We start from the raw sequence: 17,479 nt of genomic DNA, 5'->3' as shown, positions 1-17,479 counted from the left end.
GCATTTGCTCGGGGGAATATGGCGCAATGAGCCATTTTTAGACTGCCTTCCCTGGCAGTCACCCGGCTGGCTTGCGCCATCTCCCGGCAATGGCCGTCAGCCTTCGCCACGCTCGCGGGCAATGGCGCGATAGCCGATGTCGTTGCGGTGGAACATGCCGTTCCAGCGAATCTTCTCGGCCAGGCGGTAGGCCTGCTGCTGGGCTTCGGCCACCGTGCGACCGATGGCGGTGGCGCACAGCACGCGGCCGCCAGCGGTGACGATCTGGCCGTCCGAAAGCTTGGTACCGGCGTGGAATACCTTGCCGTCGAGTTGGGCGGCCTCATCCAGACCTTCGATCACGTCACCCTTGGCGTAGTCGCCCGGGTAGCCGCCGGCGGCCAGTACCACGCCCACGGTGGGACGCGGGTCCCAGGTGGCTTCGACCTTGTCCAGCGCCTTGGCCAGCGCGGCCTCGACCAGCAGCACCAGGGAGCTTTCCAGGCGGCACATGATCGGCTGGGTTTCCGGGTCGCCGAAGCGGCAGTTGAACTCGATGACCTTGGGCTTGCCTGCCTTGTCGATCATCAGGCCGGCATAGAGGAAGCCGGTGTAGACGTTGCCTTCGCTGGCCATGCCGCGCACGGTGGGGTAGATCACCTCGTCCATCACCCGCTGGTGCACCTCAGGCGTCACCACCGGTGCCGGCGAGTAGGCGCCCATGCCGCCGGTGTTGGGGCCGGTATCGGCGTCGCCGACGCGCTTGTGGTCCTGGCTGGTGGCCATCGGCAGCACGTTCTGGCCGTCGACCATGACGATGAAGCTGGCTTCCTCGCCGTCGAGGAACTCCTCGATCACCACACGCGAACCGGCCTCACCGAAGGCGTTGCCGGCGAGCATATCGCGCACGGCGTCCTCGGCTTCGGCCAGGGTCATGGCGACGATCACGCCCTTGCCTGCAGCCAGGCCGTCGGCCTTGATCACGATGGGGGCGCCTTTCTCTCGCAGGTAGGCCAGCGCCGGCTCGATCTCGGTGAAGTTCTGGTAGTCGGCGGTGGGGATCTTGTGCCGGGCCAGGAAATCCTTGGTGAAGGCCTTGGAGCCTTCCAGCTGAGCGGCGGCGGCGGTGGGGCCGAAGATGTCCAGGCCACGCGAACGGAACAGGTCGACCACGCCCTTCACCAGCGGCGCTTCCGGGCCGACGATGGTCAGTTGCACGTTCTTCTCGGCGAAGTCGGCGAGCTGCTCGATGGCCAGCACGTCGATGGCGACGTTCTCGCACTTGGCTTCCACCGCGGTGCCGGCGTTGCCCGGGGCGACGAAGACCTTCTCGACGCGCGGATCCTGCGCCACTTTCCAGGCCAGGGCGTGTTCACGGCCGCCGCTGCCGATGATCAGTACATTCATTGCGTTCTCCTCGAGGAGGTGGGCCAGGGGCCCCGATGGTGGATGAGAAAAGCGTCATCCACCCTACAAAAGCTTATTCCTGCAGACCTTCGGGGGCGCGATGGAGCGGGTAGATGCAAGGCGTCCGGGCCCTCCCCAAGCGGAGTTGCCTTCTGGCAATGAGCATTGGGGAGGGGCCGGACAACGCAGCAGATGCCTGCTTCAGTGCGTCCCTGTCACTCAGTGCCGGAAATGGCGCATGCCGGTGAATACCATGGCAATGCCGGCCTCGTCGGCGGCCGCGATCACCTCGTTGTCGCGCATCGAACCACCCGGCTGGATCACCGCGGTGATGCCGGCCTTGGCGGCGTTGTCGATGCCGTCGCGGAACGGGAAGAAGGCGTCGGAGGCCATTACCGCGCCCTGCACCTGCAGGCCGGCGTGCTCGGCCTTGATCGCGGCGATGCGTGCAGAGTTGACGCGCGACATCTGGCCGGCGCCGACACCGACGGTCTGGCGGTTCTTGGCGTAGACGATGGCGTTGGATTTGACGAACTTGGCCACTTTCCAGGCGAAGATCAGGTCATGGATTTCCTGCTCGCTCGGCGCGCGCTGGGTGACGATCTTCAGGTCGGAGGCAGCGATCATGCCGATGTCGCGGCTCTGTACCAGCAAACCACCATTGACGCGCTTGAAGTCCCAGCCCGCAGCGCGCTCGGCCGACCATTCGCCGCATTCGAGCAGGCGCACGTTGGCCTTGGCCGCCACCACTTCACGGGCGGCGGCGGAGATTTTCGGGGCGATGATCACTTCGACGAACTGACGCTCGACGATGGCCTTGGCAGTTTCGCCATCCAGCTCGCGGTTGAAGGCGATGATGCCGCCGAACGCCGACTCGGTATCGGTGGCGTAGGCCAGGTCGTAGGCCTTGCGGATGCCGCCTTCGTCTTCCGGTACCACGGCCACGCCGCACGGGTTGGCGTGCTTGACGATGACGCAGGCCGGCTTGACGAAGCTCTTCACGCATTCCAGCGCGGCGTCGGTGTCGGCCACGTTGTTGAACGACAGTTCCTTGCCCTGCAGCTGCACGGCGGTGGAAACGCTGGCTTCGCCCTTCTTCGCCTCGACGTAGAAGGCTGCGCTCTGGTGCGGGTTCTCGCCGTAGCGCATTTCCTGCGCCTTGACGAACTGGCTGTTGAAGGTGCGCGGGAAGGCACCGCGGCCTTCGGTGGACAGGGTGTCCGCCGCCTGGTCGATGGTGCCCAGGTAGTTGGCGATCATGCCGTCGTAGGCGGCGGTGTGCTCGAAGGCCTTCAGCGCCAGGTCGAAACGCTGGGCGTAGGTCAGGCCGCCTGCCTTGAGGGACTCGACGATGCCGGCGTAGTCGCCGGTGTTGACCACGATGGCCACATCTTTGTGGTTCTTCGCCGCCGAGCGGACCATGGTCGGGCCGCCGATGTCGATGTTCTCGATGGCATCGGGCAGGGAGCAATCAGGCTTGGCCACGGTGGCTTCGAAGGGGTAGAGGTTGACCGCGACCAGATCGATCGGCTTGATGCCGTGCTCGTCCATCACCGTGCCGTCCAGCGCACGGCGACCGAGGATGCCGCCATGGATCTTCGGGTGCAGGGTCTTGACGCGGCCGTCCATCATTTCCGGGAAACCGGTGTAGTCGGCGACTTCCACTGCGCTCACGCCGTTGTCCTTGAGCAGCTTGTAGGTGCCGCCGGTGGAGAGGATTTCCACGCCGAGGGCGGCCAGCTCGCGAGCGAAATCGAGGATGCCGGTCTTGTCGGAAACGCTGATCAGCGCGCGGCGAACGGGGAGGCGGGTGGTCTGGTCGGTCATAGTGATTCCAGTAAAGGCTTCAGGCTTCTGGCCACAGGCTGCAGGCCGTGGCGGTCTGCCTGCCGCCTGCAGCCTGAGGCCTGTCGCCGCTTTTAGAGAAGGTCGTACTGCTTGAGTTTCTTGCGCAGCGTGCCGCGGTTCAGGCCGAGCAGCTCGGAGGCCTTGGTCTGGTTACCCTTCACGTGATTCATGACGGTTTCCAGCAACGGCGCTTCGACTTCGGTGAGCACCAGGTTGTACACGTCGGTGACGTCCGCGCCCTCGAGATGGGCGAAGTAGTTGTGCAGCGCCTTCTCCACGGCGCCGCGCAGGGTCTGGCCCTCTTCGCTCGGCGTGTTCAGGTGCTGTTTAAGGCTGGTGTTGTCACTCACGGGTGCAATTCCACTCACTAGGGTCTCTGTCATCAACGTCATGCGGCCACCTCGTTTCCATCGTTGTGCCGTTCGCGAAAGAACGCGCGAACGTGGGCGCACTGTGCGTCCGTACTGTCCAGACGGTTGAACTGGGCGCGAAACACCCTGGCGCCCGGCAGGGTTGCCAGATACCAGCCGACATGCTTGCGGGCGATGCGTACGCCCATCAATTCGCCATAGAAGGCGTGCAGTGCGGCCAGGTGTTCCAGCAGGATGCGTTCCACTTCGAGCAGGCTCGGTGCCGGCAGGGTTTCGCCGGTACGCAGGTAGTGCTCGATTTCACGGAAGATCCACGGCCGGCCCTGCGCGGCGCGACCGATCAGCAAGGCGTCGGCGCCGGTGGCGTCGAGCACGGCCTTGGCTTTTTGTGGGGAGTCGATGTCGCCATTGGCGAACACCGGAATCGATATCGCCTGCTTGATGGCGGCGATGGTCTCGTATTCGGCTTCGCCGGTGTACAGGTCGGCGCGGGTGCGGCCGTGTACGGAAAGAGCGGAAATGCCGGCATCTTGGGCGATCTTCGCCACGGTGATGCCGTTCTTGTTCTGCCGGTCCCAGCCGGTGCGGATCTTCAGGGTCACCGGTACGTCCACCGCGCCGACCACCGCCTCGAGGATCTCGCGCACCAGCGGCTCGTCGCGCATCAGCGCCGAACCAGCGGCCTTGTTGCAGACCTTCTTGGCCGGGCAGCCCATGTTGATGTCGATGATCTGCGCGCCCAGTTCGACGTTCTTGCGCGCCGCCTCGGCCATCATCTGCGGGTCGCCGCCGGCGATCTGCACCGAGCGCGGCTCCGGATCACCGGCATGCAGCAGGCGCAGGCTGGATTTACGGCTGTTCCACAGGCGCACATCGCTGGTGACCATCTCCGACACCACCAGGCCGGCGCCAAGACGGCGACACAGCTGGCGGAACGGGCGATCGGTGACGCCGGCCATGGGGGCCAGGATCAACCGATTGGGCAATGTGTAGGGGCCAATACGTGGGGCCGACATGGGGCGTCCCTGCTTGTTGGTTCGCATTTGAGACAAAGGGCGATCAACACCTGGCCTCCACCGTGTCCTCTGGGGGAACGGTGACGGACCTGTGCTCGCGAAAGGGTGGGCATGATACCCGCTCTGGATGGCCGGATAAAGGCTGTTTTGAACAAATTCTGAACAGCGATGGCCTTATCGCCGGGAGTTAGATGGAAGGCCTGCGGCCAGGTGTCGCGCGGGCTGCAGGCTATTCCGGGGAATGGAAGCTGAGGCTGTAGTTCACCGCCCGGGTGCCCGGGTCGAGGATGTCCAGGGAGATGTGGATGGGCGTCTGCGGCGGCATTTCGCTCTGTCCGGCCAGCTCGCCGGCGAGGTACTCGCTGGGCTTGAAGCGGCGACTGGCGACCAGTTGTCCGCCCAGGTCGGCGAAGCGCATTTCCAGCAACGGGAAGGGCTGGGCGAAGGGGGCACGGTTGTAGAGAATGGCGTCGACGATCAGGGCGCCGGAGAACTCCGGGTGGCTGCGCACTACCAGGTTGCTGCTGCGAATCTGGCCGATGTCGACCTTCGACGGCAGGCTGCAGCCTATGCTCGGGCACAGCTGTTCGAACCAGGGACGATAACGGTCCTGGCGCGCCAGTTCGTCGAAGTTGTAGATCGTATATTGGGCCAGCAGGCCGCCGGCGGCCAGCAGGTTGAGCAGGCTCCAGCCGAACAGGCGCCCCCAGGAGGTGCCCTGAGGCTGGCGCCATTCGAGCTGCAGGGGTTCGTCGTCCAGTTCGAACAGGCGCTCGTCACGCAGGCCCGGCTCGCTGCGCGCCACCTTGGGCTCTTCACGTGCGCTGCGAGGGTCCTCTTCCTGCTGCTGCGGTTCGTCCGGTTCGTCATCGAGATCGCCCAGGCGCGGCTCGGCGACTTCGTCGAGCTCGTCGGCGATGGGCTGCTGCCTGCGCGGTGTGGGGGCGACCCGTTCGACTGCTTTGGGCTCGGGGGTGGTGGCGGGCGCCGGTTGCTCTTCGTTCGGCTGCAGTTCGAAGTCGGTGCGCTCGCGTTTAACCGGTTCGTCGCGCAGCAGGGCTTCGGCCCAGGCCTCGTCGTGCGGCTCTTGCCGGTCATCGAGGGCACTGCTGGCAAAGGTCTCGGTATGGCGCGGTGCCCGCTCCAGTGCGAGGAACTGTTGCGACAGCTGTTGTTCCTGTTCTTCCAGCCTGGCCAGTTCCTCGTCCAGGTCGAGGCTGTCCAGGTCGAGGTCGTCATGGATCCACAGCGTGTCGTCAATGGGCTTCTTGGCGGGTGGCTTGGCGGTGCTGTCCGGCTGAACCTGGCTGGCTGGCGCACTGGCCGGCTTGACCGGCGCCGGTGTTGCCGTGCGGCGGCCGAACAGCTGCTCGGCGGCGTTGAACACGTGCAGGCAGGCACCGCAGCGCACGGCGCCATGGGCAGCAGCCAGCTGCGCCTGGCTGACGCGGAAGCTGGTACGGCAATGGGGGCACTGGGTGACGTGGCTTTCGCTCATGCGCGGGTCCGGGAGTTCGAGGCAGCTAGTCTAAAGGAGCAGCTTCAGGCTGCAAGCTAAAGGCTGCAGGCAAATGCAAAGGCGGCCGGACGCCATTCTGCTTTGCCTGCCGCCTGCTTCAGCGCTTGACGCCGCTGATCCGCACCCAGCCGTCCTTTTCCGCCGTGGGGTCGAGGTCGAAGGCGCCTGCATAGGCAGTGCGTACTTCTTCGGCCTGCTCGGCGAGGATGCCCGACAGCGCCAGGCGTCCACCGGCTTTGACCAGCGCGGTGATCTGAGGTGCCAGGGAAACCAGCGGGCCGGCGAGGATGTTGGCGACGACCACGTCCGCCGGCTGCTGCGGCAGATCGGCCGGCAGGTAGACCGGGAAGCGTGCCGGGTCGATGCCGTTGCGCGAGGCGTTGTCGCGCGAGGCTTCCAGCGCCTGCGGGTCGATATCGGTGCCCACCGCCTGCGGTGCGCCGAGCAGCAGGGAGGCGATCGCCAGGATGCCCGAGCCGCAGCCAAAATCGAGCACGCTGCAGTTATCGAGCTTCTGGCCGTCGAGCCATTCCAGACACAGCGCGGTGGTCGGGTGGGTGCCAGTGCCGAAGGCCAGGCCCGGATCGAGCAGCAGGTTGACCGCATCCGGCTCCGGCGCGGCGTGCCAGCTCGGCACGATCCACAGGCGCTGGCCGAAACGCATCGGCTGGAAGCCATCCATCCAGCTGCGCTCCCAGTCCTGATCCTCGATGCGCTCGACATGATGCTCCGGCAGATCGCCGCCACACAGCAGCTGCAGATGGGCGAGCAGTGCGGTCTCGTCGGTGTCGGCTTCGAACAGGGCCAGCAAATGGGTGTGCGACCACAGCGGGGTAGTGCCCAGGTCCGGCTCGAAGATCGGCTGATCCTCGGCATCCATGAAGGTCACCGATACGGCGCCTACTTCCAGCAGGGCATCCTCGTAGGTTTCCGCCTGTTCGGGAGTGATGGCGAGACGGACTTGTAACCAGGGCATGGGGGGCTCCCTTCGGGAGCGGCTGCAGGCGTCAGGCTGCAGGCCGCAGGAAAAAGAAAGGAGCGGCCGAGGCCGCTCCGAGGTGGTACATCATAATCTGGCAAGCCTGAAGCCTGAAGCCTGAAGCCTGAAGCCTGAAGCCTGAAGCTTAGTGCTTGTCCATACCCAGTTTCTTTTCCAGGTAGTGGATGTTCACGCCGCCTTTGACGAAACCCTTGTCGCGGGTCAGGTCGCGGTGCAGCGGCACGTTGGTCTTGATGCCGTCGACGACGATCTCGTCCAGGGCATTGCGCATGCGCGCCATGGCTTCGTCGCGGTCCTTGCCGAAGGTGATCAGCTTGCCGATCAGCGAGTCGTAGTGCGGGGGGACGCTGTAGCCGCTGTACAGGTGCGAGTCGACGCGAACGCCATTGCCGCCCGGAGCATGGAAGTGCTTGACCTTGCCGGGGCTGGGCATGAAGTTGTCCGGGTCTTCGGCGTTGATCCGGCACTCGATGGAGTGGCCGAGGATCTTCACGTCTTCCTGCTTGATCGACAGCTTGTTGCCGGCGGCGATGCTGAGCATCTCCTTGACGATGTCGATGCCGGTGACCATCTCGGTGACCGGGTGCTCCACCTGCACACGGGTGTTCATCTCGATGAAGTAGAAACGGCCGTCTTCGTAGAGGAACTCGAAGGTGCCGGCGCCACGGTAGCCGATCTCGACGCAGGCATCGACGCAGCGCTTGAGCACTTCGGCGCGGGCCTTCTCGTCGATCAGCGGGGCCGGAGCTTCTTCGATCACCTTCTGGTGGCGACGCTGCAGCGAGCAGTCGCGGTCGTACAGGTGGATGGCGTTGCCCTGGCCATCGGACAGCACCTGGACTTCCACGTGGCGCGGATTGCCGAGGAACTTTTCCAGGTAGACCATCGGGTTGCCGAACGCGGCACCGGCTTCGGTGCGGGTCAGCTTGGCCGACTTGATCAGGTCTTCTTCCTTGTGCACCACGCGCATGCCGCGACCACCACCGCCACCGGCGGCCTTGATGATCACCGGGTAGCCCACTTCACGGGCGATGCGCAGGGCCTCTTCCTCGTCTTCCGGCAACGGGCCGTCGGAGCCCGGTACCACCGGCACGCCGGACTTGATCATGGCGTCCTTGGCCGACACCTTGTCACCCATCAGGCGGATCACGTCGGCTTTCGGGCCGATGAAGGCGAAGCCGGAGTTCTCCACCTGTTCGGCGAAGTCGGCGTTCTCGGCGAGGAAGCCGTAACCCGGGTGGATGGCGGTGGCGCCGGTCACTTCAGCGGCGCTGATGATGGCCGGGATGTTCAGGTAGGACTGCGAACCAGGCGCCGGACCAATGCAGACGGACTCGTCGGCCAGGCCCAGGTGCATCAGCTCACGGTCGGCGGTGGAGTGCACGGCCACCGTCTTGATGCCCAGTTCCTTGCAGGCGCGCAGGATGCGCAGGGCGATTTCGCCACGGTTGGCGATAAGAACTTTTTCCAGCTTCTGCATTGCAGGCTCCCCGCGCATCAAACGATGGTGAACAGGGGTTGGTCGTACTCAACCGGCTGGCCGTTTTCCACCAGGATGGACTCGATCACGCCGCTGGCTTCGGCTTCGATGTGGTTCATCATCTTCATCGCTTCGACGATGCACAGGATGTCGCCTTTCTTCACGGTCTGACCGACTTCGACGAAGTTGGCCGAGGTCGGCGAGGCGGCGCGGTAGAAGGTGCCGACCATCGGCGAGCGAGCCACGGTGCCGTTCAGCTTCGGCGCGGCGGCCGGAGCGGCCTCGGCGCTCGGGGCGGCCGCGGCTGCAGGAGCGGCTACCGGAGCCGGTGCCGGGGCATAGACAGGCTGCGCGGCATAGGTCGGCTGCTTGCTGTGACGGCTGATGCGAACGGACTCTTCGCCCTCTTTGATCTCCAGCTCGTCGATACCGGATTCTTCCAGCAGCTCGATCAGTTTCTTGACTTTACGGATATCCATGAATGGTCAACTCCCAGAGGTGAGGTAGGACTTGTCTGCCAGGCTGCGCGTCAGGCGCGCCCGGCCAGTTGTTCGAGTGCCGCTTCCAGGGCCAGCCGATAACCGCTGGCGCCAAGGCCGCAAATCACCCCTACGGCAACGTCGGAAAAGTAGGAGTGATGGCGGAAAGGTTCACGCTTGTGCACGTTGGACAGGTGCACTTCGATGAATGGGATGCTCACCGCCAGCAACGCGTCACGTAATGCGACGCTTGTATGGGTAAAAGCGGCGGGATTGATCAGGATAAAGTCGACACCTTCACCCTTTGCGGCGTGAATGCGGTCGATCAGCTCGTACTCGGCGTTGCTCTGCAGGTACAGCAGATGGTGGCCTGCTTCGCAGGCGCGCTGCTCCAGATCCTGGTTGATCTGGGCGAGGGTGGTGGCGCCATATTTGTCGGGCTCGCGGGTGCCCAGCAGGTTCAGGTTGGGGCCGTGCAGCACCAGTAGGGTGGCCATGGTCGCGTTCCTTGTTGTTCAGGCTGCGCCGGACTATGCCGTAGCTGGTCCGATGTCGGCAATAGTCGACACGATGCCCGGCGTTTGCGGCAGAAATATGACTATAGCGGCAGATCTGGTCGGCGCCAGGTTGGGGCGGAGCGATTAGCGCGTGCTGGCCTGATCCAGGCGCGCGGCGAAGGTGGCGGCATCGACCTCACCTACGACACGCAGATCGAGCAATTCGTCACCATTGGCGGCGAACAGCTGAATGGCGGGTGGGCCGAACAGCTTGTAGCGATCCAGCAGGGCACGCTGGGCAGCGTTGCTGTCGGTGATGTCGAAGCGGATCAGGCGCCAGCCGCCCAGCCTGCTGCCGACCTCGGCATTGCCGAACACCTCGCGCTCGATCACCTTGCAGCTGATGCACCAGTCGGCGTACCAGTCCAGCAGCAGCGGCTGGCCCGCGTTCTTCGCCTCTGCCAGGGCTGCGTCCAGCTCGGCCGGGCTGCTCAGGGTCTGCCAGGCGCCGCTCTTGGCGCTCGCTGCGGCGCTGCCGGCCTGCAACTGGCCAAGCGGCCGCAGCGGATCGCTGGCGCCCTGCAGCGCGCCGACCCAGGCGGCCAGGGCATAGACCAGCAGTGCCAATCCGGCGATCTGGCCGAGCTTCTGCCGGTGCGTCCTGGGGCCGAACTCCAGGGCGCCGAGGAACACCGCCACACCACCGGCCAGCAGGCCCCACAGCGCCAGGCTGAGGCTGCCCGGCAGCACGCGTTCGAGCAGCCAGACCGAAACGGCCAGCAGCAGCACGCCGAAGGCGTTGCGCACGGTGACCATCCAGGGGCCGGCTTTTGGCAGCAGCGCGCCGCCACCCGCTCCAAACACGATCAAGGGGGTGCCCATGCCAAGGCCCAGAGCGAATAGCTGCAGACCACCGCCGAGCGCGTCGCCGGTTGTACTGATATACAACAGCAGTCCGGTCAGAGGCGCGGTAATGCAAGGTGACACGATTAGGCTGGAAAGCACGCCTAGCGATGCTGCTCCGGCTATTGTCCCTCCTCTCATCTGGCTTGCCTGGTGATCAAGACGATCTTGGATGAATGTCGGTAGACGTAATTCAAATACACCGAACATTGCCAAGGCGAAGATCGCAAAGAATGTGGCGAAGGGTACTAAGATCCAAGGCGATTGCAGCATCGCTTGAAGATTAAGGCTGGCACCAAAAAGTCCCATCAAGGCGCCAAGAATGGCGTAGCAGGCAGCCATTGGAAGCACGTAAGCGAGCGATAAGACAAAACCCCGCGTATTGCTCGGCCGGCCGCGTAGCACCACGCCCGACAGGATAGGGAGCATGGGTAGCACGCAAGGCGTGAATGTCAGGCCGAGACCTGCCAGAAAGGCGAGTGCCAGATCCATCCATGTCCATGTGCTGGTCGGCATATCACCGATCTCGATGAACTCGGTTTCCGGCGGATAGCACAGGCCCTTGTCGGCGCAACCCTGGTAGCCGACCTGCAGCCGCAGCGGGCGCTCGTTCGGATTGTCCAGTGGCAGGCGGATGTCCAGCACGCCGTAGTACACCTCGACATCGCCGAAGAATTCGTCGTGCTTGGCCTGGCCGGCGGGCAGCTCGGCCTCGCCGAGGACCAGATCGGCCGGCTCGACGCTGAAATTGAAGCGGTGGCGATAGAGGTAGTAACCCTCGGCGGCGACGAAGCGCAGGGTCACCGCCTGGGCATCGCTGCTGACCAGGCTCAGCTTGAAGGCTTCGCGTACGGGCAGGAAATCGCTGCTGTTGTTCAGCGGTGCACCAATCGGCGACGCGGCCGGGCGCTGGTCGAACAGATTGGCGCTGGCGGGCAGGCTCAGGCAGAGCAGAAGCAGGGGAAGCAACAGTCGACGCAGTGACATCGGGCGAATATCTCGGCGAAAGGTGGCGGCATGATACCGGAAAGCGCCCCGGCGCATCGTCACCGCCGCGCCGAAGCGGCGGATGCGGAGGATGGGCGCAGCCTTGGAGCGGGCCGCTGCCGTCGAGTTCCGGCCTGCGCTGCCTTGTCGCAGGGTGCTTTGTGCCGAGCCTAGACGCGAAACGCCTGCACGGCGCTGTGCAGCTGGCCGCCAAGCTGCAGCAGGCGCTCGCTTTCGTTGCGTCCGTTGGCGATCAGGCCAAGGTTTTCGTCGCCCAGCTGATGGATGCGTTCGCCGTGCTCGCGAATCTCGCCGACCGCGCCGCTCTGCTGCGCGGTGGCCTCGGCGATGCGCTCGGCCATGCTGGCGATGGTGCGGATGGCACTGACCATCTGATCCAGCGCGCCATCGGCGGCCTCGGCCTTGCCTGCGGTGGCCTCGGCATGCTCGACCTGGGCGCGCATCGCCTGCACGGACTGGTGGGCGGCCTGTTGCAGGCGGCCGATGACATCCTGGATTTCCGCGGTGGCGCTGCCGGTGCGTTGCGACAGCGAGCGCACCTCGTCGGCGACCACGGCGAAACCGCGGCCGGCCTCACCGGCCCGCGCTGCCTCGATGGCGGCGTTGAGGGCAAGCAGGTTGGTCTGTTCGGCGATGCCGCGAATCACCGTCAGCACGCCACCGATGGTGGCGGTCTCGTCGGCCAGGCGCTCGATGGCCTGGGCATTGCCCTGCACTTCGCTGACCAGCGCATGCAGGCCTTCCAGGCTCTGGCCGATGACCTGCTGGCCATGAACCAGGGCGCGGTCGGCGTCGCGGCTGGCATCGGCGGTCTGGCTGGCGTCCTGGGCGACCTGGCCGATGGTCGCCTCCAGCTCGCCGAGTGCGTCGCGGATCAGCGCGGTATCGCCGGCCTGGCGTTCGGCGCCGCGGTGCAGGCCGCCGCTGAGGTCGGCCAGGGTACGGCTGGAGCCGGCGACCTGTTCGGCATGGCCGCGGATGCTGGCCACCAGGTCCACCAGATAGCGGCGCAGGTGATTGAGCGAGTCCTCGATATCGCGCAGCTCGCGGGTGCGCGAATCGATGCTGATCGCCGTGCCGAAGTCGCCCCCGGCCCACTGCGAGAGTGCCGGCACCAGGCGCCCGAGCACCTGCGACAGGCGCCGCTGGATGCGGTCGATGACCAGGGCGATGAGCAGGATCAGGCCGATCATCAGGCCCTGGATCAGGCGCACCTCACCCTGGATGCGTGCGTATTCGCCCTTCACCAGCGGCTCCAGCGCCGCCAGCGCCTGTTGCACCTGGCTCACGCGCTCGCCGGTGGTCACGGCCAGTTGCTGGCGCTGCTCGACCAGCTCACGGGTGCGCTGCAGTTCGCCGGGGTAGCGGCGCACCAAGGTGCTCAGCTCGCGTTTCAGGTCGATGCCGCGGTCCTGCGCCTGTTGCTCCTGCTCGGCGTCATCCAGGCCGAGCAGGGCGGCGAAGCCGATGCTGGCGGAACTGTCGGCCTGCTGCACGCCGAGCAGCGGCAGGCTGTCGAGCGTTTCTACCTGCTGGCTCAGGGCCTTGAGTTCGCGCTCGACGTCGCCGAGCAGTTCGCTACGGCCCTGGCTGATGAAGCGCTCGCGGGCATGGGCCAGCTTGAGCAGGCGCGAGCCCGCCTCCTGCAGCGGCTTGCGGTAGTTGGCGGCGTTCGGGCTGCCGGCGCTCTCGACGTACTGGCTCAGCTGTTCCAGCGTGGCGAGCATCTCGCGCTCGGCCTGCAGCAGCAGCCCCTGCGGGTCGCCGGCCAGCTTGCCGGCCGCGAGCAACTGGTTGGCGCTGAACTCGCGCAGCTGTTCCAGGCTGGGGCGCAGCTCGGCAGTCAGCTGGGGCGGCAGTTGCTCAAGGGACTCGTCGAAAAGGTCGATGGCCTGGGTCGCGGCGCTGTGCTGCACGGCGTTGCCACTGGCCAGGTAGGCCTGAATATTGTCGGCCACCTCATGCTGGAACTGCTGGGACAGCGTCAGGTAGCGCTCCATCAACTGCACCGGCTGCTGCAATGCGCGCTGCGACCACCAGAGCGTCGCGCCCAGGGCGACGCAGACGGTGACCAGCAGCAGGGTATTGAGATTGGTGAGCAGCTTGAGGCGCATGGCGGGCTCGATCGACGACTGAACGATGCGCGCGAGCTTATTGCGGTTTGGTTACAGCCTGATGACGCTGTGCGCCAGGTCACGTTTCTGCGGCGATCCGCGGCGAATCAGGCGTCACCGTAAAGCTCCACTCGATTGCGGCCGCCATGCTTGGCCTTGTACAGCGCTTCGTCGGCACGTTTGGACAGCGCGTTGCCATCGAGCCCCGGTTGCAGCATGGCGATACCGCAACTGAAGGTGCAGGACAGGTCCTGCGGCTGGGCCGGGTAGTGGATTTCGGCGAATCGCTGGCGAATTTCCTCCAGCACCTTGAGCGCCGACTGCTCGTCGGTATCGGGCAGTACCACGGCGAATTCTTCGCCACCGTAACGGCCGATATGGTCGGTCTTGCGCAGGCGCTGCTTGAGAAACAGCGCCAGGCTCTTGATCACCCTGTCGCCCATGGGGTGACCATAGGTGTCGTTGACCTTCTTGAAGTGGTCGATGTCGAGCATGGCGAAGGCCAGCGGATGCTCTTCGCGGCGCGCGCGGAAGCAGGCGTCCTCGAGCAGCTGCAGGGTGTGGGTGTGGTTGTACAGGCCGGTGAGGCTGTCACGCACCATGCGCGCCTTGAGGTTGCGTGCGCGGGCGGCGCGGTTGCGCACGGTAGCGATCAGGTGGCGCGGCTTGATCGGTTTGGTGAGGAAGTCGTCGCCGCCCTCGCTCATGGCGTCGAGCTGCTTGTCCAGGTCGTCCTCGGCCGACAGGTAGATGATCGGCACGCTGACGTAGCGGTCGTTGTGGCGGATCACCTTGGCCAGCTCGGTGCCGTTGCACTCGGGCATGTACATGTCGAGGATGATCAGGTCGGGCTGGAACTCGGCCAGCGCGTCCATCGCCTGGATCGGCTCGGTCAGGGTATGGGTGAGAATGCCGGCGCTGTTGAGCACGCGCTCGGTGTGGGTCGCCTGGGCCTTGGAGTCGTCGACGATCAGCACCTTGTAGGGGTCGTACTGCGAGACGTGGGTCAGCACCTCGATGCGTTCGAGCAGGCTCGAGGCATCCAGCGAACCGGTGAAGAACTCCTGGCCGCCGGCGCGTACCGCGGCCAGGCGGGTCGGGGTGTCGGTATCGCAGTGGCTGAAGAACAGCAGCGGGATCTTCTGCTCCAGTCCGTCCTGCACCGAGGCTGCCAGCTCCAGCCCGGCGCCGGCGAAGTCGACGTCCATGACGATGGCGGCAGGGTGGCGTTCGGTGATGGCGGCGCGGAAGGCGTGCTCATCGCTCAGGGCTTGCGCGGCGAGGCCGAAGAAGTCCAGTTGCTGGGCCAGGCGCTCGGCACGCCGGGCGTCCTGCAGGGCGATGTACACCGGCTTGCGCAGCGGCGGCAGAAAGGTCTGTTCGAAGGCGTCACCATGACGCAGACCGGTACGTGAGAGGCGCTGCATGGCCTGATTGAGGCGGGCGATCAGGCTACTGTTGAGTCGGCCACGGTTTTCCACCACCTCGTCCAGGCTGGCGCCGATGCTTTGTGCCAGTTGTGCGTGCTCGAGCTGCTCGAAGCGCTCGGCATAGCGCAGCAGGCGCAGGTTGGCCTCGGTCAGCTCGAGCATGCCGGCATCGTTCCATTCGCTGCGCTGCAGGCGTTGCCAGACTTCCAGCACCTGGCGTGCCTGGTGAATCACGCGTTGGGCGAAGTGATGCTTGAGGCGATCACGACTGGGATCCGCTTGCTCGGTCATGGGCCGACTTCTGTAGGTGGTTAAGTCAGTGGTGGCTTGATGCTATCACTTGATGGCCGGGCTGGCATTGCCGTCGATCAATTGACGTTGGTTTTTCTGTCGAATAAGCGACAGAAATATCGTTTTCCCGTACCAGCGGTAAGTTTGCCGCCGCTCCCTGCGTTTTGCTCCGGGCTTGCCTTATAGTGCGTAGCAGATCGCAACCCGTTAGGCCGGTTGTGGTCGAACACACGAATTCGCTTGAAAAGGACACTGCCATGCTGGACTGGAAGAATCGCGCGACGAACTCGCTCGGCGGCGCCGACAAGGCCTCGGAGGGCGACCGCAGCGGCGGCAGCCTGATCGCCCGAGCCCTGGGCGGACTGCTCGGTGTCTATCTGCTGATCGCCCTGGTGGTCGGCTGGTACTGGAGCCAGGAGCCGTCTGCCTTCCAGGTGCAGCAACATGCACAGAACGCGGCGCAGCAGGCGCAGCGGCAGATGGTCACCGGCTACACCACGGTGGAGACCCTCAAGCAGGTCGCCACCACGCTGCTCGACAAGCCGGGCGGCTACCTGTCCAACGACCTCGCCCCGCCCGGCCTGTGGCTGGACAACATGCCGAGCTGGGAATACGGCGTGCTGGTGCAGGTACGCGACTTCTCCCGCGCGCTGCGCAAGGATTTCGCCCGTTCGCAGTCGCAGTCCACGGAAAACCCGGACCTGGCCAAGGCCGAGCCGCGCTTTCACTTCGACAACAAGAGCTGGGCGCTGCCGGCCTCCGAGTCCGAGTATCGCGAAGGCATCAAGTCGCTGGATCGATACCTGGCCAACCTGAGCGAGAAGAACGCGCAGTTCTATGCCCGTGCCGACAACCTCAACAACTGGCTGGGCGATGCCGGCACCCGCCTTGGCTCGCTGTCCCAACGCCTGTCCGCCAGCGTCGGTCAGGTGCGTCTGAACGAGAACCTGCAGATTGGCAACGACGCCGAAGAGTCCGGCCTGGTCGGGCGAGATGGCGTGTACGAGACGCCCTGGCTGCAGATCGACAACGTGTTCTACGAGGCCCGTGGTCAGGCCTGGGCGCTGGCTCACCTGCTGCGCGCCATCGAGGTCGACTTCGCCGACGTGCTGGCGAAGAAGAATGCCACGGTCAGCGTGCGCCAGATCATCCGCGAGCTGGAGGCGGCGCAGGCCACCCTGTGGAGCCCGATGATCCTCAATGGCAGCGGCTACGGCATCCTCGCCAACCATTCGCTGGTGATGGCCAACTACATTTCCCGCGCCAACGCCGGCCTGATCGACCTGCGTCAGCTGCTGAGCCAGGGCTGATGGACGCGATCTCGGCGACCGAGGCGGCGCACCGCGCCGCTTCGGATCTGGAGCGCGTCGCCTGGGTCGACGAGCAGGACCGGCCGCTCGGCGGCGTGACCCGCGCCGAACTGCGCGAGCGGCGGCTGATCGGTCGCGGCACCTATATCCTGTTGTTCAACTCGGCCGGGCTGCTCTGCGTGCATCGGCGCACCCTGAGCAAGGCGCTGTATCCCGGTTACTGGGACGTGGCGGCCGGCGGCATGGTGCTCGAGGGCGAGGACTACCGGCTTTCCGCCGAGCGCGAGCTGGCCGAGGAACTGGGCATCGTCGATGTTGCGCTGGTCGAGCATGCGCACTTTCTCTACGACGCCCCGGAAAGCCGCCTGTGGTGCATGGCCTATTCGGCGGTGTCCGATGCGCCGCTGGTATTGCAGCCGGAAGAGGTGTTGGAGGCACGCTTCATCAGCATCGAGCAGGCGCTGGAGGAAACCCGCCACCTGCCGTATTGCCCGGATTCGCTGGCAGCGCTGGAGCGCTATATAAAAAGGCCATAAACAGGTCGCTTGCGGCCGGCTGATGACCCTCTCCCGCTTGCGGGAGAGGGTGGTTGTGTTAGCTCCTGCGCGTAGGGTGCGCCGTGCGCACCGCCTTCAACCTCGAATAGGGCCCTGGTGCGCACGGTGCACCCTACGTTTCACGGAATTCGGAAGCTCCGGCACCACGCCGAATGTGGCGATGGACGCTGGCAAGGTGCACACAGCGCACCCTACCGCGTCGCGGATTCCGAGCGCCGCGTGCATGATGGCGAACGGCGTCGCCAAAGTGCCGCACAATGACGCAAATTC

General features: G+C 65.3%; 14 protein-coding genes. 2 read left to right on the top strand and 12 right to left on the bottom strand.

Annotated features, from left to right (window positions below):
* Positions 1-96 precede the first annotated feature (96 nt).
* From purD to BLS61_RS04120, 12 genes are all read right to left on the bottom strand, one after another.
* Positions 97-1,386: a phosphoribosylamine--glycine ligase gene (purD, locus tag BLS61_RS04175; protein ID WP_090427747.1), complete on the bottom strand. Its 1,290-nt coding sequence runs from the start codon at positions 1,384-1,386 to the stop codon at positions 97-99.
* A 219-nt stretch (positions 1,387-1,605) separates the two neighbouring features.
* Positions 1,606-3,213, bottom strand: coding sequence for a bifunctional phosphoribosylaminoimidazolecarboxamide formyltransferase/IMP cyclohydrolase (gene purH / locus BLS61_RS04170; RefSeq protein ID WP_090427744.1), 1,608 nt, complete (start codon positions 3,211-3,213; stop codon positions 1,606-1,608).
* Between the two features lie 92 nt (positions 3,214-3,305).
* Entirely contained in the window at positions 3,306-3,626 is a 321-nt protein-coding gene (gene fis / locus BLS61_RS04165; protein ID WP_003242613.1) for a DNA-binding transcriptional regulator Fis, read from the bottom strand.
* On the bottom strand, positions 3,623-4,621 hold the full coding sequence (gene dusB, locus BLS61_RS04160; RefSeq protein ID WP_090427741.1) for a tRNA dihydrouridine synthase DusB: 999 nt from the start codon (positions 4,619-4,621) through the stop codon (positions 3,623-3,625). Before dusB ends, fis begins: the two co-directional genes overlap by 4 nt.
* A 229-nt stretch (positions 4,622-4,850) precedes the next feature.
* On the bottom strand, positions 4,851-6,119 hold the full coding sequence (locus BLS61_RS04155) for a DUF3426 domain-containing protein (RefSeq protein ID WP_090427738.1): 1,269 nt from the start codon (positions 6,117-6,119) through the stop codon (positions 4,851-4,853).
* A gap of 118 nt (positions 6,120-6,237) precedes the next feature.
* Positions 6,238-7,116 carry a 50S ribosomal protein L11 methyltransferase gene (prmA, locus tag BLS61_RS04150; RefSeq protein ID WP_090427735.1) on the bottom strand — a complete coding sequence of 293 codons (879 nt, stop codon included), beginning with the start codon at positions 7,114-7,116 and terminating at the stop codon, positions 6,238-6,240.
* Between the two features lie 148 nt (positions 7,117-7,264).
* A complete protein-coding gene (gene accC, locus BLS61_RS04145; RefSeq protein WP_090427732.1) occupies positions 7,265-8,620 on the bottom strand; it encodes an acetyl-CoA carboxylase biotin carboxylase subunit in 1,356 nt (451 codons plus the stop codon).
* 17 nt (positions 8,621-8,637) lie between these two features.
* Positions 8,638-9,099 (bottom strand): acetyl-CoA carboxylase biotin carboxyl carrier protein, encoded by a 462-nt coding sequence (gene accB, locus BLS61_RS04140; RefSeq protein WP_090427730.1) that lies wholly within the window; start codon positions 9,097-9,099, stop codon positions 8,638-8,640.
* Positions 9,100-9,149: 50 nt separating this feature from the next.
* The gene (aroQ, locus tag BLS61_RS04135) at positions 9,150-9,596 is read right to left on the bottom strand and encodes a type II 3-dehydroquinate dehydratase (protein ID WP_090427727.1); all 447 of its coding nucleotides are present in this window, start codon (positions 9,594-9,596) and stop codon (positions 9,150-9,152) included.
* A gap of 144 nt (positions 9,597-9,740) precedes the next feature.
* On the bottom strand, positions 9,741-11,486 hold the full coding sequence (locus tag BLS61_RS04130) for a protein-disulfide reductase DsbD (protein WP_090427725.1): 1,746 nt from the start codon (positions 11,484-11,486) through the stop codon (positions 9,741-9,743).
* 170 nt (positions 11,487-11,656) lie between these two features.
* Positions 11,657-13,621 (bottom strand): methyl-accepting chemotaxis protein, encoded by a 1,965-nt coding sequence (locus BLS61_RS04125; protein WP_090427722.1) that lies wholly within the window; start codon positions 13,619-13,621, stop codon positions 11,657-11,659.
* A gap of 107 nt (positions 13,622-13,728) precedes the next feature.
* Positions 13,729-15,342, bottom strand: coding sequence for a diguanylate cyclase (locus BLS61_RS04120; protein ID WP_090427720.1), 1,614 nt, complete (start codon positions 15,340-15,342; stop codon positions 13,729-13,731).
* A gap of 257 nt (positions 15,343-15,599) precedes the next feature.
* On the opposite strand from BLS61_RS04120, the gene BLS61_RS04115 reads away from it, so the two are divergent.
* Both BLS61_RS04115 and BLS61_RS04110 read left to right on the top strand, forming a co-directional pair.
* Positions 15,600-16,652, top strand: a complete 1,053-nt coding sequence (locus BLS61_RS04115) for a DUF2333 family protein (RefSeq protein WP_090427715.1) — start codon at positions 15,600-15,602, stop codon at positions 16,650-16,652.
* Positions 16,652-17,188, top strand: a complete 537-nt coding sequence (locus BLS61_RS04110; RefSeq protein ID WP_090427712.1) for an NUDIX hydrolase — start codon at positions 16,652-16,654, stop codon at positions 17,186-17,188. Before BLS61_RS04115 ends, BLS61_RS04110 begins: the two co-directional genes overlap by 1 nt.
* Positions 17,189-17,479: the final 291 nt, after the last annotated feature.

Origin of the sequence: Ectopseudomonas guguanensis (assembly GCF_900104265.1) — a bacterium.
Taxonomy (GTDB): Bacteria; Pseudomonadota; Gammaproteobacteria; order Pseudomonadales; family Pseudomonadaceae; genus Aquipseudomonas; species Aquipseudomonas guguanensis.
Note: the sequence above shows the minus strand (reverse complement) of the source record. Positions and strands in the feature narration are given on the sequence as shown.